At 37.4% G+C, this 23,174-nt stretch carries 21 protein-coding genes and 1 pseudogene; 8 read left to right on the forward strand and 14 right to left on the reverse strand.

All coding sequences use genetic code 11. The features are described 5' to 3' along the window. Positions 1 to 3: 3 nt before the first annotated feature. Together pheS and AC3WSO_RS18435 are read right to left on the reverse strand one after the other, a co-directional pair. Positions 4 to 1,041: a phenylalanine--tRNA ligase subunit alpha gene (gene pheS, locus AC3WSO_RS18430; RefSeq protein ID WP_197144733.1), complete on the reverse strand. Its 1,038-nt coding sequence runs from the start codon at positions 1,039 to 1,041 to the stop codon at positions 4 to 6. Between the two features lie 1,127 nt (positions 1,042 to 2,168). Further along, entirely contained in the window at positions 2,169 to 2,933 is a 765-nt protein-coding gene (locus AC3WSO_RS18435) for a TrmH family RNA methyltransferase (protein WP_492532837.1), read from the reverse strand. 260 nt (positions 2,934 to 3,193) lie between these two features. On the opposite strand from AC3WSO_RS18435, the gene AC3WSO_RS18440 reads away from it, so the two are divergent. After that, entirely contained in the window at positions 3,194 to 3,592 is a 399-nt protein-coding gene (locus tag AC3WSO_RS18440; protein WP_492532839.1) for a (deoxy)nucleoside triphosphate pyrophosphohydrolase, read from the forward strand. 123 nt (positions 3,593 to 3,715) lie between these two features. Here the strand turns inward: AC3WSO_RS18440 and AC3WSO_RS18445 are convergent, their stop codons facing one another. Then, positions 3,716 to 5,068: an FAD-binding oxidoreductase gene (locus AC3WSO_RS18445; protein ID WP_492532841.1), complete on the reverse strand. Its 1,353-nt coding sequence runs from the start codon at positions 5,066 to 5,068 to the stop codon at positions 3,716 to 3,718. A gap of 165 nt (positions 5,069 to 5,233) precedes the next feature. On the opposite strand from AC3WSO_RS18445, the gene AC3WSO_RS18450 reads away from it, so the two are divergent. From AC3WSO_RS18450 to AC3WSO_RS18460, 3 genes are all read left to right on the forward strand, one after another. Continuing rightward, positions 5,234 to 6,649 (forward strand): LysM peptidoglycan-binding domain-containing protein, encoded by a 1,416-nt coding sequence (locus tag AC3WSO_RS18450; protein WP_492532843.1) that lies wholly within the window; start codon positions 5,234 to 5,236, stop codon positions 6,647 to 6,649. Between the two features lie 212 nt (positions 6,650 to 6,861). Continuing rightward, the gene (locus tag AC3WSO_RS18455) at positions 6,862 to 7,023 is read left to right on the forward strand and encodes a YfhD family protein (RefSeq protein WP_197144730.1); all 162 of its coding nucleotides are present in this window, start codon (positions 6,862 to 6,864) and stop codon (positions 7,021 to 7,023) included. A gap of 12 nt (positions 7,024 to 7,035) precedes the next feature. Beyond that, positions 7,036 to 7,227 carry an H-type small acid-soluble spore protein gene (locus AC3WSO_RS18460; RefSeq protein ID WP_079563186.1) on the forward strand — a complete coding sequence of 64 codons (192 nt, stop codon included), beginning with the start codon at positions 7,036 to 7,038 and terminating at the stop codon, positions 7,225 to 7,227. A 315-nt stretch (positions 7,228 to 7,542) separates the two neighbouring features. Here the strand turns inward: AC3WSO_RS18460 and AC3WSO_RS18465 are convergent, their stop codons facing one another. Both AC3WSO_RS18465 and AC3WSO_RS18470 read right to left on the reverse strand, forming a co-directional pair. Next, positions 7,543 to 9,705 carry a putative bifunctional diguanylate cyclase/phosphodiesterase gene (locus AC3WSO_RS18465; RefSeq protein ID WP_492532844.1) on the reverse strand — a complete coding sequence of 721 codons (2,163 nt, stop codon included), beginning with the start codon at positions 9,703 to 9,705 and terminating at the stop codon, positions 7,543 to 7,545. Positions 9,706 to 9,902: 197 nt separating this feature from the next. Further along, positions 9,903 to 10,424 carry a sigma-70 family RNA polymerase sigma factor gene (locus AC3WSO_RS18470; protein WP_492532846.1) on the reverse strand — a complete coding sequence of 174 codons (522 nt, stop codon included), beginning with the start codon at positions 10,422 to 10,424 and terminating at the stop codon, positions 9,903 to 9,905. Between the two features lie 235 nt (positions 10,425 to 10,659). Between AC3WSO_RS18470 and sspI the strand changes: the two genes are divergently transcribed. Both sspI and AC3WSO_RS18480 read left to right on the forward strand, forming a co-directional pair. After that, positions 10,660 to 10,869 carry a small acid-soluble spore protein SspI gene (sspI, locus tag AC3WSO_RS18475; RefSeq protein ID WP_079563188.1) on the forward strand — a complete coding sequence of 70 codons (210 nt, stop codon included), beginning with the start codon at positions 10,660 to 10,662 and terminating at the stop codon, positions 10,867 to 10,869. 76 nt (positions 10,870 to 10,945) lie between these two features. Further along, entirely contained in the window at positions 10,946 to 12,325 is a 1,380-nt protein-coding gene (locus tag AC3WSO_RS18480) for an FAD-binding oxidoreductase (RefSeq protein ID WP_492532847.1), read from the forward strand. A 291-nt stretch (positions 12,326 to 12,616) separates the two neighbouring features. Here AC3WSO_RS18480 and AC3WSO_RS18485 read toward each other — a convergent pair whose 3' ends face one another. From AC3WSO_RS18485 to argF, 9 genes are all read right to left on the reverse strand, one after another. Further along, positions 12,617 to 13,129 carry a GNAT family N-acetyltransferase gene (locus tag AC3WSO_RS18485; RefSeq protein ID WP_492532848.1) on the reverse strand — a complete coding sequence of 171 codons (513 nt, stop codon included), beginning with the start codon at positions 13,127 to 13,129 and terminating at the stop codon, positions 12,617 to 12,619. Between the two features lie 153 nt (positions 13,130 to 13,282). Continuing rightward, entirely contained in the window at positions 13,283 to 13,990 is a 708-nt protein-coding gene (locus AC3WSO_RS18490; RefSeq protein ID WP_492532850.1) for an amino acid ABC transporter permease, read from the reverse strand. Positions 13,991 to 14,002: 12 nt separating this feature from the next. Next, positions 14,003 to 14,707, reverse strand: coding sequence for an amino acid ABC transporter permease (locus AC3WSO_RS18495; RefSeq protein WP_492532851.1), 705 nt, complete (start codon positions 14,705 to 14,707; stop codon positions 14,003 to 14,005). Between the two features lie 26 nt (positions 14,708 to 14,733). Then, the gene (locus tag AC3WSO_RS18500; RefSeq protein ID WP_492532853.1) at positions 14,734 to 15,558 is read right to left on the reverse strand and encodes a transporter substrate-binding domain-containing protein; all 825 of its coding nucleotides are present in this window, start codon (positions 15,556 to 15,558) and stop codon (positions 14,734 to 14,736) included. 15 nt (positions 15,559 to 15,573) lie between these two features. Beyond that, complete coding sequence (locus AC3WSO_RS18505) at positions 15,574 to 15,846, reverse strand: glutaredoxin family protein (protein ID WP_079563201.1); 273 nt, start codon at positions 15,844 to 15,846, stop codon at positions 15,574 to 15,576. Positions 15,847 to 15,859: 13 nt separating this feature from the next. Beyond that, on the reverse strand, positions 15,860 to 16,867 hold the full coding sequence (locus AC3WSO_RS18510) for an LLM class flavin-dependent oxidoreductase (protein ID WP_492532855.1): 1,008 nt from the start codon (positions 16,865 to 16,867) through the stop codon (positions 15,860 to 15,862). Positions 16,868 to 16,915: 48 nt separating this feature from the next. After that, positions 16,916 to 18,244, reverse strand: a complete 1,329-nt coding sequence (locus tag AC3WSO_RS18515) for an LLM class flavin-dependent oxidoreductase (RefSeq protein WP_492532857.1) — start codon at positions 18,242 to 18,244, stop codon at positions 16,916 to 16,918. A gap of 468 nt (positions 18,245 to 18,712) precedes the next feature. Beyond that, entirely contained in the window at positions 18,713 to 19,639 is a 927-nt protein-coding gene (locus AC3WSO_RS18520; protein ID WP_492532858.1) for a LysR family transcriptional regulator, read from the reverse strand. A gap of 375 nt (positions 19,640 to 20,014) precedes the next feature. Next, on the reverse strand, positions 20,015 to 20,980 hold the full coding sequence (argF, locus tag AC3WSO_RS18525) for an ornithine carbamoyltransferase (protein WP_492532860.1): 966 nt from the start codon (positions 20,978 to 20,980) through the stop codon (positions 20,015 to 20,017). Between the two features lie 371 nt (positions 20,981 to 21,351). On the opposite strand from argF, the pseudogene AC3WSO_RS18530 reads away from it, so the two are divergent. Together AC3WSO_RS18530 and AC3WSO_RS18535 are read left to right on the forward strand one after the other, a co-directional pair. Continuing rightward, positions 21,352 to 21,450: pseudogene (locus AC3WSO_RS18530) on the forward strand (hypothetical protein); the annotation flags it as partial. Positions 21,451 to 21,626: 176 nt separating this feature from the next. Next, positions 21,627 to 22,619, forward strand: a complete 993-nt coding sequence (locus AC3WSO_RS18535; RefSeq protein ID WP_492532862.1) for a serine hydrolase domain-containing protein — start codon at positions 21,627 to 21,629, stop codon at positions 22,617 to 22,619. Positions 22,620 to 23,174: the final 555 nt, after the last annotated feature.

Consider the following 23,174-nt stretch of genomic DNA (forward strand, 5'->3'; position numbering starts at 1 on the left):
TCCTTACGCCTCTGTTCGCTCAAATTGTGATAAGAAACGTGTGTCACTTGTATAGAAATGACGAATATCGTCGACACCATATTTCAACATTGCGATACGTTCAGCACCAATACCGAATGCAAAGCCTGATACTTTCTTCGGATCATAGCCAGCCATTTCAAGTACATTTGGATGCACCATACCAGCTCCTAAAATTTCAATCCAGCCTGTACCTTTACATACATTACAGCCAGAACCACCACATTTGAAGCAAGAAATATCCATTTCAACAGATGGCTCTGTGAACGGGAAGAAGCTTGGGCGAAGTCTAATTTCGCGGTCTGCACCGAACATTTTTTTCGCTAATGTATCAAGCGTACCTTTAAGGTCACTCATGCGAATGTTTTCACCAATCACTAACCCTTCAATTTGCATGAATTGGTGAGAGTGTGTAGCATCATCGTTGTCACGACGGAATACTTTCCCTGGGCAAATAATGCGAATCGATTCACCTTTTTTCTCTTCCATTGTGCGAGCTTGCACAGGAGATGTATGCGTACGTAATAATATTTCCTCGGAAATATAAAACGAATCTTGCATATCACGAGCAGGGTGTCCCTTCGGTAAATTCAGCGCCTCGAAGTTATAATAATCCTTCTCTACTTCCGGACCTTCTGCAATTTCATAGCCCATACCTATAAATAAATCTTCAATTTCTTCAATAACGCGTGTTAAAGGATGACGATTCCCAACTTTAATTTCACGACCAGGTAAAGTGACATCAATCGACTCACTCGCTAATTTTTCAGCAATCGCCGCTTCCTCTAGTACCGTAACCTTTTCCTCTAATACAGCAGTTACATTTTCACGAACTGTATTGACTAAGGCACCCATTTTCGGGCGCTCCTCAGCTGATAATTTCCCCATCCCCTTTAATAAATCAGTGATAGGTCCTTTTTTCCCTAGATACGCTACTCGCACATCATTTAATTCCTTTAAATTTGCTGCCGCTTCAATTTTAGCAAGTGCTTCTTGCTCTAATTGCTTTAATTGCTCTTCCATGTAATAAACCCTCCTTGATTAAATCAATTTCGCCTTGGCGTTGCGTCTGGATTTTGAATTGTGCCCAGGCCCGCACGAAGGCCGACACGATGTCGGTCATTTCGGTAATGCCACAGGACGTGGCGTTTTTACCGATGCAGGTCAGTTAGCTGTTTTCGCAGAATGCGAAGATTTTAGACTAACATCCTTAAATTCATTCCTTTGAAAATCCGTAAAACCCGCCGGAGGCTTTATCTTCATTCAGTAGTTTTTTGGACACCAACTGAAAAGGAACCACATCCGCATTTATCTCACCACCTTCAAAGGTGGGAGCCTCTGTACCTGTCGCTACGCTTTCGGTATATAAAACATTTGTAGCTGACGTTTCACTTTCGCTCAAAAAGATTTGCTGAATGAAGATAAATGCCGATAATTCGATGGCACAAAAAAACTCGCCCCTAAAAAAGGGACGAGGACATATTCGCGGTACCACCCTAGTTATTGCAAGGCAAACTCCTCACAATCACTTCATTGACATAACGACTAGATTAAAGCCGGCAAACCTTTACAGCATTTCGCTGGTCCCGGTAGCTGCTCGCGAGATGAATTCAAAACTGCATTGGTACGGCGCTGGCTCTCAATCTCCGGCCTACGCTCCCTGTTGTCCATTCACAATCTTTACTACTTCCCGGTCAAAGCATTTAATATTCATATATACATTTTACATGTGATTATACAATACTATACCAATTCAAATCAAGAGCCATGTGCCTATTGCCATCGATAATAATGGTTCTAACGGCAATTTTTAGGCTCATCACCAAAACGTGCGGTTGATTTCTGTTCCGGCTGGGACTTTGTTGCTGACGCTTCGCTTTCGCACAGAGCAAAGCTTCCTGTAGGCGTCAGATGAGCCGCTTCGCTTCGTTGCAAGGTCTCGGGCCAGCAGGATGTTGGTCACGAAGGCGTTATCATAGGACGTGATGCTTTTAGCCTTCGTTCCTCTATATCGCTGATCCCCAAGGAGTCGACCAGACTCCACTCAACTAATATACAATGCATATATTTAAAAATGTTATTTATAACTTTTAGTGATGAGCTCAGTTTTAATATATCCTTATTACTCCAGATATGATTACTTTTATTAACTACTTCACAAATCCATATAAAACGATTCCTGTTGCTACTGCTACATTTAAAGACTCTGCTTGTCCCAAAATTGGAATAATCATATTTTGATCTGTCATTGAAAGTAGTTGTGGTTGAATGCCACTACCTTCATTCCCCATCATGATAGCGAATGCACCAGTATGTTCAATATCACTATAGACAACTGCATCCTCATCTAAAGCAGTACCAAATACCGGTACATCATTATCTTGTAGCTGCTCAATCCATTCCTCTAAATCACCACGAAGGACAGGGATATGGAAATGTGATCCTTGTGCAGAGCGAAGCGTTTTAGGATTATATAGATCAGCACAGCCCTTGCCGAGAATTACTGCATCCAAACCAGCGGCATCCGCAGTACGAATCATCGTACCAATATTTCCTGGATCTTGGACGGCATCAATTAGTAGCACCTTGCGCCATGAGGCCATTACATCATCTTTTAACAAAGGCTGCTTACAAACTGCAAATACGCCTTGAGATGTCTCCGTTTCAGCAAACTCTTTGACAACAGCCGCTGTTACTTCTATTGTCGCTACATTATCAATCGGCCAAAGCATTGGTAAATCAACACCTTCACGTACAATTATCTGCAGCACCTGCTCCTTATTTTTTAATGCTTCCTCCACCAAATGGAATCCCTCTACTATGAATTCTCCAGATCTTTCACGCTCTTTCCGTGTCGTCGCTAGTTTCTTCCAATATTTCACTAACGCATTTTGCGTAGATTCAATTTTTTTCATCGTTCCTCGTACCGCCTTTTTTCTATATAATGTTCATTATTATACAGTAGAAAACGACAATTACATAGTCATGCAAAAAACAGTTTAATTGTTATTTCTTTGTTTACTAATTATTAACAATAAAGTCTCCTAGACGGAACGGAAATCAGCCCCACGCTATGGAAATGAGCAATATTATTCCCTACTAGATAATGGGAGAATCCAGTGATATATGTTATAATTTTCAATATTTTAAGAATGCACAACGGGGATGAAAATAAATGAAAAAAAATGTACATGTAGTAGGTGCCATTATTGAAAATGAAAAGCATGAAATTTTTTGCGCGTTAAGAAATCCTAATATGGTACTAGCAAATTATTGGGAATTTCCTGGTGGTAAAATCGAAGAGGGCGAATCACCTGAGCAAGCTTTAACTCGTGAAATATTAGAAGAATTTAATTGCTCTATACAAGTTGGAGATAAAGTTGAGGATACCATTTATGAATACGAAAAATTTATAGTACGCTTAGAAACATTTAAAGCTTCGATTATACAAGGAGAACCCGTTCTACTTGAACATACTGCCATTAGATGGGTTCCTCGACATGAACTTCTAAATCTTAATTTTGCTCCTGCTGATATTCCAGCGATAAATAAAATAATTGCAGAAAAGTATTGAATTTATTCATTGGGATTTTCTTCATCTCCCATTGTGTAGTCGTCTTCATCAATCGGGTTTAAAACAGGTAAAAGAGCAGCAATGCTTGGTTCATCTCTGCATTCTGCTCTTTTTGATTTTCATTTAAAGCCATTTTCTATTTGGTGGAATACTTTGAGGAAAATTAAATACATTAAACGGATCGTATTTTCCCTTTACTTCTCTGAGCATTCTTAGATTACGACCATAATAGGCAGTTGGCCAATCTTTTATAAAACGATCTGGGAAATTCACATAATCACCAGTAGTGAACGGTGATAAAACCCGCCTTAAATTCTCTACCCAATGAATATTTTTTTCTTCCTCTTTAGGCTTTTTCCACGAAGTAATATACTCCTGAACAATTAAAGCATTTCTATAATAATAAGCAGTTCGACTTGATGCAATTTGACTTACTGCCCCTTTAAGCGATTGCTGCCAAATGGATGCATTTCTATTGGGTGCATTAGATAAAAATTCTTTCATTTGTACAATGGCAGCATGAGGGAGTGGCCTTTCAATAAAGGATCCTGACCTTTTACGAAGAGCTGGTTTATTGCCGCTCGGTAAGTCAAAAAATTCTACAGCTTTAATATACGGTACTTCCTTTATCCATATGCTCGTTGGTGAACCTGTTTTTCTTATAGGTCGGAGTAGTTTCTTTAGCTCAGATGCTGTACCTATAAACTCACCTTGAGCTACTATTTCTCCAACTTCCCTAGATTTAAGCTCAATCTGTGAGGTCAAGCGTTCATCTGTATATGGTGCCCATTTTTGCCATGCGTCAAAGGCTCGTTCAAAATCTTCCCATCCCCATGTAATAGAGAAAATCGAAACGTTAGAAATAGAATGTAGTTTAAATGTAAGTGCTGTAACGATGCCAAAATTCCCACCGCCACCGCCACAACTCGCCCAAAATAAATCACTATTTCTATGCTTATCAGCTTGGATTACTTCAGCCCCTTCATGACCACTTGCAACAACCATTTCAACTTCTAGTAGTTTGTCGCATGTTAGCCCAAATGGACGAGATAACATGCCAAACCCTCCACCAAGCGCCAAACCAACAACCCCTACACTACCTTCAGTTCCTGCCGGGATTGTAAAACCATTTTCCCATAATACTCGATACACTTCTCCTAAATTAGCACCTGCTTCAATTCTCGCTGTCATTTCTTTCTGGTTAATTGTTATTTCATTCATTTCACTAACATCTATAACAAGACCTTCATTTAATAATGAATAATTTTCATAGTTATGTCTCCCACTTCTGATTCGAAATGGTTCGTTATTTTCTCTCGCCCATCTTAATGCATGGATAACGTCTTTCGTCTTTTGACAAAATACAATGATACTCGGAAATTTAGGATCATTTAAATTATTATTTGTTCTTGCTTGCTCATAGTCCGGATCTTTAGGGGTAACAATTCTTCCTGTGAGCTTTACTTTCTTCAACATACAGCTCCTCTCTCAAATGATGCATTGCATATGTTTTATCCTATGCATATCACTTGGAAAGAATTTGAAGTTTGCAATTTTTATCACGTAAAAATGAAAGATAAATGCTCATTCCCTTTATTCATACATATGATGCTATATTGAAACCACTAAGGAGGTGTCCTAATGATTATTCATGTGGTGAGCGCTGGTGAAACGCTTTGGCAAATTGCAAACAGCTATTCTGTACCTATTAATTCTATTATCCAATTAAACGCTTTATCTAATCCAAACCAATTAGTAATCGGACAATCACTCGTTATCCCTTCTCCTTACACAACCCATATAGTAAAAAGGGGTGATACTTTATGGTCAATCTCCCAACAATATGGGGTGACCATGCAATCGATAATCACAGAAAACCATTTAACGAATCCAGATGTTTTAACACCTGGCACTAGACTAATTATCCCACCCACTACACATATTGTGCTACCAGGGGAGACTTTATCGCAAATTGCCACGCAATATGGAACGACTGTGCAAGCAATTGTTTTAGAAAATGAAATTTCAAATCCAAACATGATTTACGCTGGTACGCATTTGATTATTCCGAGAGCAAAGCCTTCCATTGAAGTAAATGCTTATACGTATGAAGATCCTAAAGAAGCTGTGCAGTCGATAAACGCAGTTGGTCATCTACTAACTTATTTTAGCCCCTTTGCTTATATGGTGAAGGAGGATGGAACACTACAGTCTATAAAGGATAAAGAAATGATTGATGCTGCCATTGCCAAAAACGTCACTCCTATGTTGACACTTACGAATTTCTCTTCCACAGAGGCCGGTTCTAACTTATCACATGTTATTTTATCTAGTGCAGAATTAAGGAAAAAGGTTATCGACAACACTTTACAAGTGATGCAGGAAAAGGGCTATAAAGTTCTAAACGTCGATTTTGAAAACGTTCTTCCAGCAGATCGGGAAAATTATAACACTTTCCTCCAATTAGCTGTTGATACTCTTCATCCAGAAGGATTCCTAGTATCAACGGCACTTGCGCCAAAAACGAGTGGAACGCAGGCAGGCACTTTGTATGAGGCACATGATTATGAAGCACACGGAAGAATTGCAGACTTTGTTATTTTGATGACATATGAGTGGGGATATCGGCTTGGTCCACCACAAGCAATTTCACCTATTAACGAAATGAGAAAAGTTGTGGAATATGCATTATCAGTTATGCCTGCTGACAAAATATTTTTAGGCTTTGAAATTTATGCTCGCGATTGGCTTCTACCGCATGTTAAAGGTCAAGAGGCAGAAACATTTAGCTCTCAAGAGGCACTTAACAGAGCAAAAAAATATGGCGCAACTATTCAATATGATAGGACCGCACAGTCACCGTATTTCCGTTATATTGATGAACAAGGTAGAAATCATGAGGTATGGTTTGAAGATGCTAGAAGTGCACAAGCTAAGTTTGACATGACGAAGCAATATAATCTTCGAGGTATAAGTTATTGGGCATTAGGTTTTCCTTTCCCTCAAAACTGGGCGCTATTAAATAATGATTTTTCCATTAAAAAAGTTTCATTATAAAACGTGAGGGTGATTTCGCTAGACTAGACGCTTTCTAGGATGTCCAATGAGCCGTTTTATTGGCTTAGTTTGCGCATTTAAGGCTTTATTATTAACCCAAAAAGTTCTAAATATTTCTACAATAAATTCTTACCTTTCCCTAGTTTTTCCCATGATAAAAAATCAAATCAAGGCCATATTAAGAAATATCAAAACGAAAGGAGAAACTAAACATGGGAAGAGACAATAAGCAAGGTCAAAGCGCTAACAAAGGGTCATTGCCTCAAACACCAAAAAACCAAAAAATAGCACCAAACAAAGTTAGTGAAGAATTTTCTCAAGAGTTTATGAACCTGATTAATACGGTTACTAAAGAAGGTAAAACAAAAAAATAAGGGGGGCTTCAAGTGGATTTTGAACGTGCACAAGAAATTGTCGCCTCACCAAAAGAATATGAAGTAAGTTATAATGGCGTATCAATCTGGATTGACAAGCTTCACGATGATGGTAAAACAGCAACTGTTCATTTACGGCGTTCTTTAGAGGAACGATCCGAAGTGGACATAGGAGAATTAAAGGAAGAGTACCTCGCACATTAAATAAAAAACTGCTACTTCAACTTTCGATGATGAAATTGAAGTGAGCAGTTTTTATGTTGTGAAAAACTAATATGTCGGACATATTAAGTCTCTTCTGCAAAAAGAAGGTTGATTTTCCGGCATGTCATTCTAATTTCTATCCGTCGCTTTGGTGATTCTATCCACGATTTTGGTGGTTCTATCCACGATTTTGACGATTCTATCCACGATTTGCTGTTCTATCCGTTTCTTTGGATCGTCTTTCCATCGCCCTGGCTCTTATTTCCATCGCCCTTCCATCCATCGCTCTATTTCTCGCTTCTGATAAACCTAACTTTATATTACGAAATCCTCTTCATATTTAAACTCTTTTAAAACATCTCTTGCTCGAATATGTAACTCGTTAAAGTTATTGTAAATCTCTTCTGCGGAAATCGGCTTACTAAATAAATAGCCCTGAATATAATCGCAACCACCGTCTATGAGGAAAGCAAGCTGCTCCACTTCTTCAATTCCTTCGGCAACAACCTTTAATCTTAAATGCTTTGCCATGGATAAAATCATAGAAACAAGCGCTTCATCATTTGGATTATGTTGAATATTCCGTACGAACGCCCGGTCGATTTTCAAACAATCAATCGGAAAATCTTTTAAATATGAAAGCGACGAATACCCTGTCCCAAAGTCATCAACAGCGATTTGAATACCAATTTCCTTTAATTCATGAAGTAGCTGTGTTATTTGATCGATGTTCATCGTCATACTTTCCGTAATTTCTAATTGTAAGTATTTTGGTTCTAATTTTGTACATTGTAAAATTTCTTGTACCATATGCACTAAGTCTTGCTGGAATAATTGTCCAATAGATAAATTTACGGCAACCTTCATTGGTGGTAAACCTTGCTCCCTCCATATTTTTGCTTGAGCGCATGCCGTCTCTAAAATCCATTTCCCTAAAGGAATAATAAGGCCAGATTCTTCTGCAATCGGGATAAACAGCTCAGGTGAAACAAAGCCACGGGTTGGATGACGCCAACGTACTAGTGCTTCTACAGAGTCAATTTTATCCGTTTTTAAATTTACTTGTGGCTGAAAATCTAAGTAAAATTCTTCATTAGCCAATGCTCTATGGAGCTCTTGTTCAAGCAATAGACGATCAGCAAGACCATTTGACATATACGGCTTATAAAAAAGAACTCTTTGAGGTATTAGGCTCGCTTCTCTCATTGCTAACTGAGCATGCATTAAAAGCTCTTCACCTGAGCAATTTTTTTCATGCGGGGCAATCCCAATATTAAGATTCCCAGTGAGTGTGAATAGTTGTACTTGTAATGGTCTTTTCATAGCTCTCTTCAAATTCAAGCAAAATTGTACTAACTCTTCTCTCGTCTTCACATGATTAATATAAATAATAAACTGCCCCTCAAGAAGCTTTGTTGCAAAATAATGAGGTGGTAATATAGCTTGAATTCTCTCTGCTACGAGCTTCATCATTGTATTAGAATAATTAATACCTATAGATGAGCGGATAGCGGCAAGGCGATCAATCTCAATCGCAATGATTGCTTTTTGACGACTAGTGTCATGAAAATCCTCTTTTAAGGTTTTCAATAATAAATGTTCATTTGGAAGCTTTGTAATATCATCGTGAAAAGCTTGAAAATGAAGCTCCTGCTGCGAATACTCAAGATCTCGCTTTATTTTTAAAAGTTGCTGAAATGGTTTTTCAACAGTTGTATAGTAAATGGCTTTTAGGAAAAAGAAGAATGCAAAAAATTGATAAATTAATGCTGAAAACCCCCAAATTGATTTCAAATCTTTGATGAACGCAAAGAAAATATCACTAATAATTAAATACATTGCTGCGCTAATAAGCCACATAACTCGTTTAGGCAACTCTTTTTTATACTTACTTAAAATCACTATCGTTATACCTTGTAAGACAGCAGACAATAAATAAACAATAGCGCTTGCTTCCAGTAACAATTGTTCTTCGAGTAAAAAATATTTTGAAGAGAGATATACTAGTAAAAGACTTAGTAGTACAAACAATAAGGAACTGCTATATGTATAAATACGATTTTTCATCGATAAGCGTTTTTTTCGCTTTAAAATAATAAAGAGAAAACCGATTGATAAGCATAAACGCATGATTAAATCCAACCATATTTCCAAATATAGTGTTTCAGCCATTGGATATTGAGCCAATGCCAAGTTCACTAATTCAAACAAGGCGATGATTAAAAATAAGTTACCTATGTATAATGTTTGATTTGATAATAAATGTGAAAAAACGAGCCACGATTGAATAGCGATTGCCATTGTAAATACAATAATTAGTACTTGTATAATCAAGTTTAAACAAATAAAACTTTCTTCATTAAAAGAACCAAGTACTTGATTACTTAAACCTAACAATGGCAACACTAGTAAAAGTGGCAATACTATATACCAAATCTCTTTCTTATTTATCTCAAATTGATTCAACCCATTCTCCAACAGAAACCCTCCATACCAATATATATCAAATTAGATAGGTAATATGTTCTATCCAAAGGAAATATAAAATTAAAAATTGTATTTTTCTTTGACTTCTTACAAATCATAGCATTTTTATCGGAAGTTGTGTGCAAATTTAAAAGTATGCCAATATTCATTTTTTACTGATATTAGCATACCTTTAATGCTTTATAGCACTATTCTTCTTTAGAATTTAACAACTTGCGAAGCTTAATCATTATTCTTGTACGTCTTTTTTTAACTGCTTCTACAGATACACCTAGTTCTTTAGCAATTTCCAAGTAACTATAACCTTCTACATAAAAAAGTAGTACTATTTTTCTTTCCTCTAATTTCAAATAAGACATACACCATTCTAAAAGAGCTGGATTTCTTTCACTTATATCATGATTTCGAATATAATTTATCGTTTCATGATCCATAGGTGTATTCATATTTTCAAAACTCTTTTCCTTTGAAAGTTCTTTTAAAATTTCTCCTTTAACGGTTGTATAGAGATAAGCAGAAAACAGTCCTTTTGTTTGATCTGCTTTACGCCAAGCATTCCACACGGCTATGGATGCTATATGACGATAATAATCAAAATCCTTATAAATTCGGCACTTTAACAAAATTGACGTGATCATCGGCTGGACTAATTCTAATACTTCATCAAATGGTAGTTCAGGTGATAACTTTTTATTATGCTGTGGTGTCATCCTATTGTCCTGTCGACTGTGCACAGTCCATTATTCCTAGGTGCCTCTATCTTAGTTAATAGGCTACAAGGGTGTCGAACAGCCATTTTATCAAAATGATCAACAAGTTTTTAAAAGCACATTTTTATATTTATACGTAACAATAGTGTGATATTTAAAAAATCTATGTTTTAACTGTAATTCTATACATATTTCTTAAATGGTTGGACAAATTACTACTAAGGAGGCGAAATAGATGAATTTTCAAATAAGAGATGCGATTACGACAAACGTACATGGACAATCAGCGGCTGAATTTAAAGATATTGTCGAGGATGCAATTAGCCGTGGTGAAGAGCACTTACTTCCAGGGCTTGGTGTGTTTTTCGAAAAATGGTGGCAGCAATCTAGTCCTGCTGAGCAGGATGCATTTACTCAAAAATTAGAAAAAGCATTTGCTCACTAATTTTTTATAGCAGTCATTCCATTTCCAATAAATGCATGATAAAGTTTAATTTATCAGAAAATTAGGAGGGATTGGAATGACTGTTGCTGTAGAATTAATAGTAAATCAACTAAAAAAAGTTTTATCTGAAGAACAGGTGTCAACAAACGAAACGGTGCGACAGCTACATGGAAAGGATGAATCTCATCATACAATGAGCTTACCAGATGTCGTTGCCTTTCCTCGTTCCACGGCCGATGTCAGTGCCATCTTAAAAATTGCGCATGCGGAACGTGTACCAGTCGTACCTTTTGGTGTTGGCTCAAGTTTAGAAGGTAATGCAATTCCCATTGCAAATGGCATTTCTATCGATTTCTCTGAAATGAATGCTATTTTAGAAATTCGACCAGATGACCTGCTAGTAAAAGTACAACCGGGTGTAACACGTGCCCAATTGAATAAAGAATTAAAAAAACATGGACTTCAATTCACAGTTGACCCGGGTGCTGATGCTACACTGGGTGGAATGGCAGCAACGAATGCCAGTGGAACAACCGCAGTGCGTTATGGTGTTATGCGCGATCAAGTAAGAGATTTAGAGGTTGTACTCGCAGATGGTTCAGTCATTCATACCGGTAGCTTAGCTGCAAAGTCTTCTTCTGGTTATCACTTGAATGGCCTTTTCATTGGCTCTGAGGGTACGCTTGGTTGCTTTACAGAGTTAACTTTACAAGTCTATGGTATACCCGAATTTGTAGCGGCAGGACGTGCAGTTTTTGCGACAGTTGGCGATGCTGTCAGTGCAGTAACCGCATTGCTGCAAGCGGGCATTTCAATTGGCCGTGTTGAACTGGTCGATGAAGCCTCTATTAAACAAGCAAATATTTATAATGAAACATCCTATGACGAGAAACCAACACTATTTTTAGAATTTCACGGAAATGAAGCTGGTATGCATGCAGATATAGAATTTGCTAGAGAAATTTTCGCGGACTTTGACTGTCTTTCTGTTGAATTTGAACATGACAATGCGGCTCGTAATAAGCTATGGGAGACGCGCCATTCATTGGCCTATGCATATATCCATGCCTATCCAGGGAAAAAGCTTATGTCGACTGATGTTTGTGTGCCGATATCTATGCTTGCTGAGTCCGTTTTGTATGCTCGTGAACAGCTTGAGGATGTAGGTCTTGCAGGCGGAATTGTAGGACATGTAGGAGACGGTAACTTCCATGCCTTGTTAATGTTAGATCCAAACGATGCAAAGGAGCAAGCAAAAGCCAACCGCTTCAATGAACATATCGTCCAATTTGCTTTACTGCGTGGTGGCACTTGTACCGGTGAACATGGTGTTGGTATTGGGAAAATGAAGTATCAGTCTGCAGAGCATGGAACCTCTTTAATAGTGATGAAGAGCATAAAGGCAGCACTTGATCCACATAATATTATGAATCCAGGGAAAATTTTCAAGTTATAAAATAGATACTTAAAACACGATCTCGCCATGAAAGGAGAGACCGTGTTTATTTTTGGAGATTATCGATTGTTACGCTCCGACCCTAATGCGCTTGGTATCATCGTTTCAACCAGATAATCTCCTTCTTCAAATATTATTTTTTCGACTCAATACCGAAAAATTCCTTCATCCTTACTTCTGTCATTACCTCTTATACTTTACCGTAGATGACGCCTTTTTCTTTTGCAGTTTAAATGCCATAGAAAAGGGTAAATCAACCCTTTCCTATAGCATAAAAAATTTTACGGGAATTTATAAATCATAGCGGAAACTTTTTACAAGCTTACCTCCCTTATAAAACTCTTTAGATTCATCTCTTACGAAGCCCAGCGATAAATAAAGATTAATAGCAGCCTGCATAATATCACCTGAGTGCAAATATAATGCTTGATCCTGACGATTGCGAGCAAAGTCGAAGCTTTCATGCAATAATTTTTTAGCAATGCCTAGCCCTCTTCCTTTAGGATGGACGCCCAGCAATCGCACAATGGTAGACTTTATGTCAAGCTCCGGCAAACCATACGCTTTTTCGGAATCTGTAAATAATTGCAGTCCCCCTAAAATCTCATTGCCACGTTTTGCTACTAAAATGGTTTCTGCATTTGGATTACCTACAGATGCGCGAATATCACTTAAGTACGCTGCCCAGTTCTCTGGGTTTTCATATTCTTTTTCATATTGTGCATAACTCTCTACTAGAACCTCTAAATACCGGGCATAGTCTTCCTCTTTCAAATGCTCAATCACTATTTCAGCTACTACCATTGTTTAATCCCCTTTTCTATTTAATCAACAATATATCCATTATGCCTCAGCATAATTAAGTCTCTTAGCTTGAAATCCTCTTTTCATCGGATGTTTGGATATCTGTACCTGTCGCTACGCATTCGGTATCAAAAGACATTCGCCGAAAAGAAATTAAATGCCGCCCTTACTATAGGCAGTTACTCTTTTCTCAATACGATGTGCAAGCCATTCAACGATAACTGAAACACCCCAATAAATTAGTCCGACAGCGATAAATGCCTCCAAAAACTTTAAATTAATAGAAGCAACGATATTCGCAACCCCGGTTAACTCTTTAACCGAAAGGAAAAATGCTAGTGACGTGGCATGTAAGAAACCAATAAAGACATTTGTGAAGTTAGGGATGGATTTACTAAATGCTTGGGGTAATATATAGCGTCGCATCGCCTGTGAAAATGTTAAACCGACTGCATATGCTGCTTCTAACTGTCCCTTTGGTACACTTAAAATACCGGACCGAATTATTTCGGAAGCATAAGCTCCTGCACTCAGCGTCAAAGCCAAAATAACAAAAAATAAAATAGGAATAGAGCTTGATTGAATCTCAAGTTTTAAAGCCTTGGCAAAGACATCAACAACAATTGGTATGCCAAAATAAACAAGCATAATATGCATAATGATAGGTGTGCCTCTAAAAAAAGATACGTAAAAATTCAACAATGGTGCGAGAAATTTAGTTTGTTGTATCCGAATAAATGCAACAATAATGCCGATTAAAGTGCCCAATAAGACAGGTGTAACTGCCATGAACAACGTTAACGGCAATACTTTACTAATTTCTTTTAACGCTTCAAAAATAAAAGCAATATCTATTGTCATAGCCATTCCCCCCTAACTAGATACAGTTTCCTTAGGCATATACCGATTAAGATACCGTTCATTGCGCTTTAATATATTTTCTAACAAAATAACAATGACATAATAAACGATGGCCAGCGCCAAATATATTTCCAGTGCTCTTGTCGTTGAAGCAATTAGTGTTTCTCCGCGTCCCACCATATCCATAACACCAATTGAAAATGCTAAAGACGTATCCTTTAATGAACTTATCATCGTATTTGCCATATTGGGAAAGGCCACACGAATCGCCTGAGGGAGAATTATGCGAATAAAGCCCTGTATTCCACTTAATCCAACTGAATAAGCTGCCTCCATTTGTCCACGATCAACTGTTAAAATTGCCGCTCTAAAAATCTCTGCAAACGATGCAGCATTGCTCAACGTGTAAGTAATAATTACAAAATACATAGCATCCATTCTTGTTACATCAATATGCACAAGTTTCAATAATGCTGGTATACCGTAAAACACTAAAAACAATTGCACTAAAATCGGCGTACCTCGAATAAACGAAATATAAATCGTTATGATTTGTTTCAAAACTGGTATGCGTAGCAGCTTTGGTATAGCGATCACTATACCAAGCAGCATGCCAAAAATAGTAGCGAACACTAAAATTTCAAGTGTTACTGGTAAATACTGAAGCAATATTGGAAGTACTTTTGCAATTAGTGTGAAGTCAAAGTCATTAGCCATACTTCCTTCTCCCTCTCCTATTTCGTTTAGAAGTCTACCGTATAATCGTCACCTAGCCATTTCTTACTTAGCTTACTAATGACGCCTTCTGCCTTCAATTCTCGAATTGCATCATCAAGCCGCTCCTGTAAGACAGCCTCGTCTTTATTTAATAAGAAGTAAACTTTTGAATTTAATAAAGCATCTCCTACAACCTTCTCCTGCGCCTCATTACTTTCGTTATAGTACTTTACTGCAAATGGTGTTGTAATGATTGCATCGATTCGACCTGTCGCAAGTTGATTGTGAATATCAACCGAGCCGGAAGAATAAATAATATTAGCGCCTAAATTATGTTCCTTATTGTATTTCTCTATATAGACAGCCGAGTTACTAGTTGGTGAAACACTAATGTTTTTCCCCTTCAAATCATCAATGGATTGAATAGAATTGTTTTTTGCATTGACTGTTACTTGCAAGGGGAATACATTATAAGGCTCTTTATTAAAGAGGAATTTCTGCTCTCGTTCACTATTGACCTCCATTTGATGGGCAATAAAGTCAATTTTCCTTGTCTCTAAACTTAATAATAAATTTGAAAATTCCATTGTTTTAAATTCAAATTCATATTCTGGTAGCTTCTCATCAAGGGCACGTACAAGCTCTACATCATATCCTGTTAAATTCCCCTTATCATCAATAAAACAGATATTTGGAAATTGGGTTCCTGTACCAACAATGATTTTTTGAACGTCCTTGCCACCTTGTGCTGCATTATTTTCACTAGTATCCCATTCGGACTTTTCCGTATTTGAACAAGCTGTTAAAAGTAAAGCTAGCAATATTAGTAAATAAAACGATATTTTTTTCATAAAGTCCCTCTCTTCTTATGCATGCGATGGTAGATCCACAGCAAGTACTGCTTTTAAATGCTCCAACCCAATTTCTGTTACTGCTTTAAAGACGCCATTTGCTCCAATTTCGACAACCGGGACATATCGGACCCCATATTTTATTTCAAGAATGTCACGGAATGCATCCTGATGTGTTACATCCACTGTTTTGTATGAAATGCCTTGTTGTTGTAAATATGTTTTCACTTCATCACAATAACTACAGCCTTGCTTAGACCAAACAATTACATCTATATTTTTTGCCATGTTCATTTCCTCCTTAGCTTACCGCTTCTTTTTGCTGCAAATTTACTGGACTTAAAAGTTCAAATGATCGTTCCCGTTCAAATTCCTTCAACACAGGCGTATGCAAAATAAACTCATCAATTTGATAGCGCACATGATAGTCATCTAATACCGTTTTAATGTCTTCTGGAGTACCGTATACAATATCTGCATCATATTGCTTCACCGAAAATGTCTCTCCAGATTCCTGACCAAATTTCTCTGCAAGTTCTACCGATTGTAATGTTAGGCTTCTACCACTCGCTAAATGCACCTTCGTAATTTTTTGATCACCAATTAACTCTTTCGCCTCTTCTTTTGTAGGGGCTGCAAAGGCTGCGATAGAAACGGCGAAATGACCGTTTGGATAATGCTTGCGATATGTTGTAACTGCTTGTGCTAACACGTCATTGTCACTATTAATAAATCGAGCAAAGACGAACGCAATGCCTAATGTGCCTGCAAGAGCGGCACTTTGTGGACTTGCCCCTAGTAAAAATAATGCTGGCTTTACCTTTGGAATCGGCGTTGCCTGTACTCCATATAACTCGTGTTCCGATGGTACAGTTTGATCAATTAATTGCTGCAAAAATGATAATCTTCCCTCGAAATCTTCGCCTTGATTGAGCGTGCCATATTGCAACGCCTTCGTAGAGAGAGGTAAACCACCCGGTGCCTTCCCTATGCCTAAATCAACTCGCCCGGGCTCCAACGATGCGAGAACATGAAAATTTTCTGCTACTTTGTATGGGCTGTAGTGCTGAAGCATCACTCCACCCGACCCGATATTGATAGACTTTGTTTTAGCAAGTAGATAAGATACTAATACCTCTGGAGATGACCCCGCTAATGTCTCTGTATCATGGTGCTCTGACACCCAAAAACGTGAGTAACCCAATTTCTCTGCTTTTTGTGCTAGAGCCACTGTTTTTTGTAAGGTCTGCTCATTTGTAGCACTCTCAATAATAGGACTTTGATCTAATATACCTAATGAATAGCTCATACACTTTCCTCCTCTAAATACACTTATTCGTATATATTTACTAGGTTTTTAGACAGAATGTTTGACATAACGGCTTTCTTTAAATGGTAATCCTAAGTTACCACGTAATGTGTCTGCCTCGTATTCTTCACGATATAGCCCTCTAGCCTGTAAAATCGGCACAACCTTATCTACAAAATCCTCCAGTGCTCCAGGTACAGTAACACCTATAATAAAGCCATCAGCCGCCTCTTGTTCAAACCATTCCTGCACGAGATCAGCAACATGCTCTGCTGTACCAAAGAACGCTGTTTTTGGGGTTGCTTCACGTAAAGCAACTTGTCGCAATGTTAGCTCTTCTTGTTTGGCATATTTTTTAATATAATCAGTCGTACTTCTAAAGCTATTTGCTCCTATATCACCAAGCTCTGGGAACGGAGAATCTACATCATATTGTGTAAAATCATGATGATCGAAATATCGACCAAGATAAGCAAGTGCACGTTCTATCGAAACGAGCTCAACGATTTCCTGATACTTCGCTTCTGCTTCCTCAAGCGTATCGCCAATAATCGGAGAAATTCCTGGGAAAATTTTAACTTCATCTGGATTGCGTCCAAATGCAGCAACCTCAGTCTTTACTCTTTTATAAAATTTCTGTGACTCTTCTAATGACGTACCATGTGTAAAGATTGCGTCTGCATCCTTTGCGGCTAATCGAATTCCTGCATCTGAAGAACCTGCTTGGAAAATAACGGGCTGCCCTTGCTTAGAGCGTGCAATATTTAGCGGACCTTGTACTGAAAAATATTGGCCCTGATGATTTAATGTGTGTAGCTTAGTTGAATCAAAAAATACATCATTTTCTACATCTGCAACGAAAGCATCGTCTTCCCATGAATCCCATAATCCCCTTGCCACTTCTAAATATTCCTCAGCAATTTGATAGCGCTCCGAGTGACTCGGATGCTGCTCAATTGTTTTATTGTAGTTTAAGGCAGTGCTTTCTAACGGTGTCGTGACAACATTCCATCCTGCACGCCCCCCACTAATGTGATCTAAAGAGGCAAATTGACGCGCCACTGTAAATGGTTCGCTATAGGAGGTTGATACAGTGCCTACTAACCCGATGTTTTTAGTTGCTACTGCTAGCGCCGAAAGAATAGTTAGTGGCTCGAAACGATTTAAAAAATGAGGAATCGATTTTTCATTGATGAACAAACCATCCGCAATAAAAGCAACATCAAATTTCCCGTGCTCAGCCTTTTGTGCCTGTTGAATATAAAACGGCAAGCTTACACTTTGATTGCTAGCAACCTTAGGATGACGCCAACTTGAAATATTACCACCTACACCATGAATAATAGCCCCGAATCGAATTTTGTCCTGTCTCACCATATTTACTCCTCCTCAAATTTTATTTTTACTAAACTTAGTGGTTAAGTATGTTTTAGATTTAAAAAAATACTTTATTTATGGAACCATAAATAAAATAGGATTGAGGAAGATAATACCGTTCATTTTTACAATTTGCAATGGGCTACATAATAGAAAAAATTTTACTGTCTTATAAAATATTTTATCAGTATCAATTATGTCTCGGTATATTTGTGTCCGGATTCAGCTATGTGCTTAGGCCTGCAGATGTTTTTTGTGCGAAAACGCAGCGCTAACATAGCGACAGCAACAACACGAGGTCGGTCAATTCGGTAATGCCACAGGACGTGGCGTTTTTATCGATGCAGGTCAGTTAGCCGTTATCGCATGGATGCGATGATTTTTGGTTAACATCCTCTGTGAACTCCTTTCAGCGGATGTTTGGGCCCCCTTGGAAAGTAACACTTAAATCCGCATGCATCTCACCCTCTATAGAAGTGGTTGACCACCGTTGAAGGTAGTTAAATTTTCTTGCATGCTTTCAAATTGTACCGCTGTCTCTACTATTGTTTTCCAAAAAGCTGGTGCAAGCGTCTCTTTATTTTTATACGTTAAAAAAATATGTTGATTCATATCAAGTAAATGCTTAACATCAACCTCAACAAATTCACCACTTTCAAGCTCTTTTTTTACACAGAGATGTGGTAAGAAGCTCATATACTCCCTCGTACGAATAAATTCTTTCGCTACTTCTAAATGATCCGTTCGCACTTCAATATTTGCTGATACGCCCTCTACCTCAAACATTTTATGCACATAATTCCAATCAAAAGCTCCACATTCAAAAAACACCATTTTCTGTCGTGCCAGTTCTTTTGCATTCATTACATTTTTTTGTATAAAGAGGTGCTCCCGATGCATCACAAGTTTAACCGCATTACTTAGCAATAGCTCATTGTAAATTCCTTCACTATGAACATATTGAATAAGACCCATATTGATTTGATGGCTTTGCAGTTTCTCTAAAATCACCGCTGTTGAACCTGTAATAATCTGGAAATGCAAATGCGGAAAGTCTTTCTTCCATTTCGGCAAAGCATAAGCTAAAAAATATTGTGCTGTGACTCCATTTGTACCGATACACACCCTATCAGACTCCTGCGTTTCCTCTAATTGTTTTTTCCCTCGTTGAAAGGTTTCCACAATCTGTGTCGCAAACGGAACAAAGTCCTTCCCTTTATCCGATAATATTACACTTCGTCCATCGCGATGGAATAACTCGACATTCAACTCTCGCTCCAATGATTTAATACGAGCCGTCACAGTCGGTTGAGATAAAAACAATGCATTAGCGGCCTTATGAATACTTTTATAATGTACGACATATAAAAATGCCTCGATATGATCAATGTTCAACCGGAGCCCTCCTCAAATTACTTATTTATCCTATTATATAGATATTTGTTTTAATTCTCTATAAAAGATTGGAAAACTAGGTTTTATATTTTTACAAAGTAAATGTTCATTCGAATAGCGCCATTGAAAGACAGCGTAACAAGAAAAAAGCAACCTAGCGTCTCCCAGGTTACTTTATTATGTAGCGATGTGGTCATCCATCTTGATCACATACATCGCACGTGGTTTACAGCCCTCTGTCTGCAACCACCGTTATGCTATTCACATTGACACCCCCTGTTGCCAATGTGAACTTTGTCTATATAGTACTTCTCAAATCGAGAAGTATAGCAATAAAGCAAATTTGTGCTTACTCAATGTAGGGCAATTAAAGTTCTATGCTAGAATTGATGCAAGTACCGCTTTTTGCGCATGAAGCCTGTTTTCTGCTTGCTCAAAAATATAGGAATTCGGGCCATCAATAACAGATGACGCTACTTCTTCTTCACGATGGGCTGGTAAACAGTGCAAGAACATATAATTCGGCTTTGCGTATGCCACAAGCTCATCATTAATTTGGTACCCAGCAAAATCTTGTAGACGTTTTGCAGTTTCTTCTTCTTGCCCCATTGACGTCCATACATCAGCGTATACTACGTCCGCGTTTAAAACTGCTTCTACAGGATCATTTGTAATTGTAATTATACTACCATTTGTTGCTGCAATGGCCTTTGCCTTCGCGATTACTTCCGCGTCACATTCATAGCCAACCGGTGTTGCCACTGCCACATTCATTCCTACATGCGCTGAAGCGACTATTAATGAGTGCGCCACGTTGTTGCCATCTCCAACATACGCAGTTTTAAGTCCTTTTAGTTCACCTCTATGTTCAAAGATTGTTTCTAAATCCGCTAGAGCTTGGCATGGGTGATAAATATCCGTTAATCCATTTATTACTGGTATAGATGCATGTTCTGCAAGCTCTGCAACCATTGCATGAGAGTTCGCTCGAATCATAATGCCATCTAAATAGCCTGATAGCACATGTGCCGTATCATAAACAGATTCACCGCGACCAATCTGTAAATCACGCGCATGCATAAACATACCTTTTCCGCCTAATTGGTTCATCCCTACTTCAAATGAAATACGAGTACGAGTTGAATGTTTTTCAAAAATCATGCCAAGTGTCTTACCTTCTAGTAGCTTCGGACATTTTCCTTCTTTAGTAATCATTTTTAGCTGTGTCGATAACTCAACTAACTGCTGAACCTCTTCACTTGTATAATCTAGCAAGGTTAATAAGTCCTTATCTTTTAAGCTAGTTACTAACTTTAGCTGTACTTCTTCAAGTAATTTCATAGCCTTCACTCCTTGTTTCGTTGCTGTTGGAATTAGTATAGCAATGCATAATTATAAAATCAACTGAATTTTTATGTTTATTTTCAAAAGTTAGAATTTTATCTTCTGATGTGTCAAAAATGCGAACAATCGAATATTTATGCATATTCAAGGAAATTGCATTATTGCTAATACATATTTATAATTTATATATATTAATTATTTTGGTGGTAAAACGTATGGATAAGGAATTAGTACATCTTATTAAGGAGATTAATCAAGTTGAATATGAAACCAATTTAAGGTTAACCGAAGAATTTTCCTCTTTGTTGAATGAAACATAAACTACAAAACAAGCAGTATTTTTAAATCTACTTCAGACTTATGAATTAGCAAAGTTAATAGGGACATCCGCGAGTGCTGTTAGCCAATTATTAAATAGGCTGGAGCAAGAAAGTTTTATTAAAGTAAAAAGGATCATTGAGAAGTGATTATAGAACTAGATGAACAGGGGCATCTTTATTTTCAAAAGCAGGAGGAAATTGAGCTTGCTCTTATTTATAAATATTATTCAAAGCTCCATCGAGAGGACTTGTACTTTTGAAATTACATTCTATTATTTCAGAGGAGCAGGAAAAAAATAAGCGTTCATAATGGAGGTATTCTTGTGGATTTACATAATTTAAAAAAGGACATTTTTATAATTGCTTATCCTTATATAAAAACTCGCCCAAATGTTGCTTTATCCATTGGTATCATTTCTCAAGGTCAGGAAGCTACTTTTACTTTCAGTGGCTCGAATTTTATGCTGGAAGAAAAGTCCTATATATATGAAGTTGGCTCGATTTCTAAAGTTTTTACTACATCCATATTAGGGGAAATGATTCAGGAAGGGAAAGTCCATGTCGAAGATTCTATAGGCAAATACTTTTCCGCAATTCCCGATACTCACCCTGTTACGCTCAAACATTTAGCCAACCATACTTCCGGACTACCGGGAATAGGTGTGCTGAAGAACATTTACAATGTTTTTGATGCGCAAACACCTCGTGATCCTTTTTGTCAATATTCACTGGACGAGACTATACATTATTTTAAAACGCATACAGACGAGCCTAAAGTTAAATTTCGATATTCTAATGTAGGGATGGGGCTTTTAGGATATATTTTAGCTAATACACTTCATACTGATTTTGAAACTGCTATCAAACAAAGATTAACAGATCCTTTAAATATGCCAAATACGTTTATCTCTATCCCTACTGATCAAGCAGAGGCAGTATTGCAAGGATACACGATCCTTGGACATAAAAAACCACCACTCCAAATGAATGACTTTATGGCAGCAGGGGCAGTCCGTTCAACTGTTAATGATCTTTTAAAATTTACGAAAGTTCATTTAAGTGATGAAAATTTAGGTTATACATTAACCCATCAAACGACTGAAACTTTTTCAGAAAATATAGGTATTGGTCTAGGATGGCAACTCGATCACAATATCATTTGGCATAATGGTTCGACGAAAGCTTTTTCAAGTTATTTAGGGTTTGATAAAACACAACAAACGGGCGTCGTTGTTTTATCAAATTATCGATCTCCTATTTTGGCGGCAAACCCTAGTCAAATTGGTAAAGATATCTTGCAGCTTTTGGAATGTTAGCTAAATAGCAGTTCTTTTCTATAGAATTACAAAACGGGGTATCTCTTTAATTTGTTATAAGATTATCTATATACAGCTCTGCTCCAATACCTGATGAATATATTCAAAAGCAATATATCCTCAGGCACAGTGTTCTCGATAAAATAAAACAATCCTCAAACCATTTTCGTTTGAGGATTGTTATTTTTTTAGTCAAAAATATTTTTAACTGTATCAGGTGTAAAAACACTAGTATAAGGATAGAGTGCGATATATTTCATCATGGATAAGTAATAAAAAAGACTCGAATACTATGAGTCATTCCCTATTTCCCTACTGACTTTAGATCTTATATGTTACAATTTCAATGGATATAATTTACAGATGTTTTTAAAAAGTAATTACATCTTGTTTTTTATACTTGGAGTATCTATTGAAATTATTTTATTTTATGGAGTGAAACCTATGGCACGATTTCTAAATGATTTGTTAGGGGCAATAAAAGACAATCTTTTATATATTGTTTATTTTTTCGCTGGTGTATTTTTAATGGGAGCTTTCCTGTATGCAGTTACT

Source organism: Lysinibacillus sp. EB106-09-02-XG168 (assembly GCF_058791475.1).

Bases quoted from the DNA above. Each gene is read 5' to 3' on its own strand.
- pheS (WP_197144733.1), bottom strand. From the start codon at position 1,041: ATGGAAGAGCAATTAAAGCAATTAGAGCAAGAAGCACTTGCTAAAATT.
- AC3WSO_RS18435 (WP_492532837.1), bottom strand. From the start codon at position 2,933: ATGAAAAAAATTGAATCTACGCAAAATGCGTTAGTGAAATATTGGAAG.
- AC3WSO_RS18440 (WP_492532839.1), top strand. From the start codon at position 3,194: ATGAAAAAAAATGTACATGTAGTAGGTGCCATTATTGAAAATGAAAAG.
- AC3WSO_RS18445 (WP_492532841.1), bottom strand. From the start codon at position 5,068: ATGTTGAAGAAAGTAAAGCTCACAGGAAGAATTGTTACCCCTAAAGAT.
- AC3WSO_RS18450 (WP_492532843.1), top strand. From the start codon at position 5,234: ATGATTATTCATGTGGTGAGCGCTGGTGAAACGCTTTGGCAAATTGCA.
- AC3WSO_RS18455 (WP_197144730.1), top strand. From the start codon at position 6,862: ATGGGAAGAGACAATAAGCAAGGTCAAAGCGCTAACAAAGGGTCATTG.
- AC3WSO_RS18470 (WP_492532846.1), bottom strand. From the start codon at position 10,424: ATGACACCACAGCATAATAAAAAGTTATCACCTGAACTACCATTTGAT.
- sspI (WP_079563188.1), top strand. From the start codon at position 10,660: ATGAATTTTCAAATAAGAGATGCGATTACGACAAACGTACATGGACAA.
- AC3WSO_RS18480 (WP_492532847.1), top strand. From the start codon at position 10,946: ATGACTGTTGCTGTAGAATTAATAGTAAATCAACTAAAAAAAGTTTTA.
- AC3WSO_RS18485 (WP_492532848.1), bottom strand. From the start codon at position 13,129: ATGGTAGTAGCTGAAATAGTGATTGAGCATTTGAAAGAGGAAGACTAT.
- AC3WSO_RS18490 (WP_492532850.1), bottom strand. From the start codon at position 13,990: ATGACAATAGATATTGCTTTTATTTTTGAAGCGTTAAAAGAAATTAGT.
- AC3WSO_RS18495 (WP_492532851.1), bottom strand. From the start codon at position 14,707: ATGGCTAATGACTTTGACTTCACACTAATTGCAAAAGTACTTCCAATA.
- AC3WSO_RS18500 (WP_492532853.1), bottom strand. From the start codon at position 15,558: ATGAAAAAAATATCGTTTTATTTACTAATATTGCTAGCTTTACTTTTA.
- AC3WSO_RS18505 (WP_079563201.1), bottom strand. From the start codon at position 15,846: ATGGCAAAAAATATAGATGTAATTGTTTGGTCTAAGCAAGGCTGTAGT.
- AC3WSO_RS18510 (WP_492532855.1), bottom strand. From the start codon at position 16,867: ATGAGCTATTCATTAGGTATATTAGATCAAAGTCCTATTATTGAGAGT.
- AC3WSO_RS18515 (WP_492532857.1), bottom strand. From the start codon at position 18,244: ATGGTGAGACAGGACAAAATTCGATTCGGGGCTATTATTCATGGTGTA.
- argF (WP_492532860.1), bottom strand. From the start codon at position 20,980: ATGAAATTACTTGAAGAAGTACAGCTAAAGTTAGTAACTAGCTTAAAA.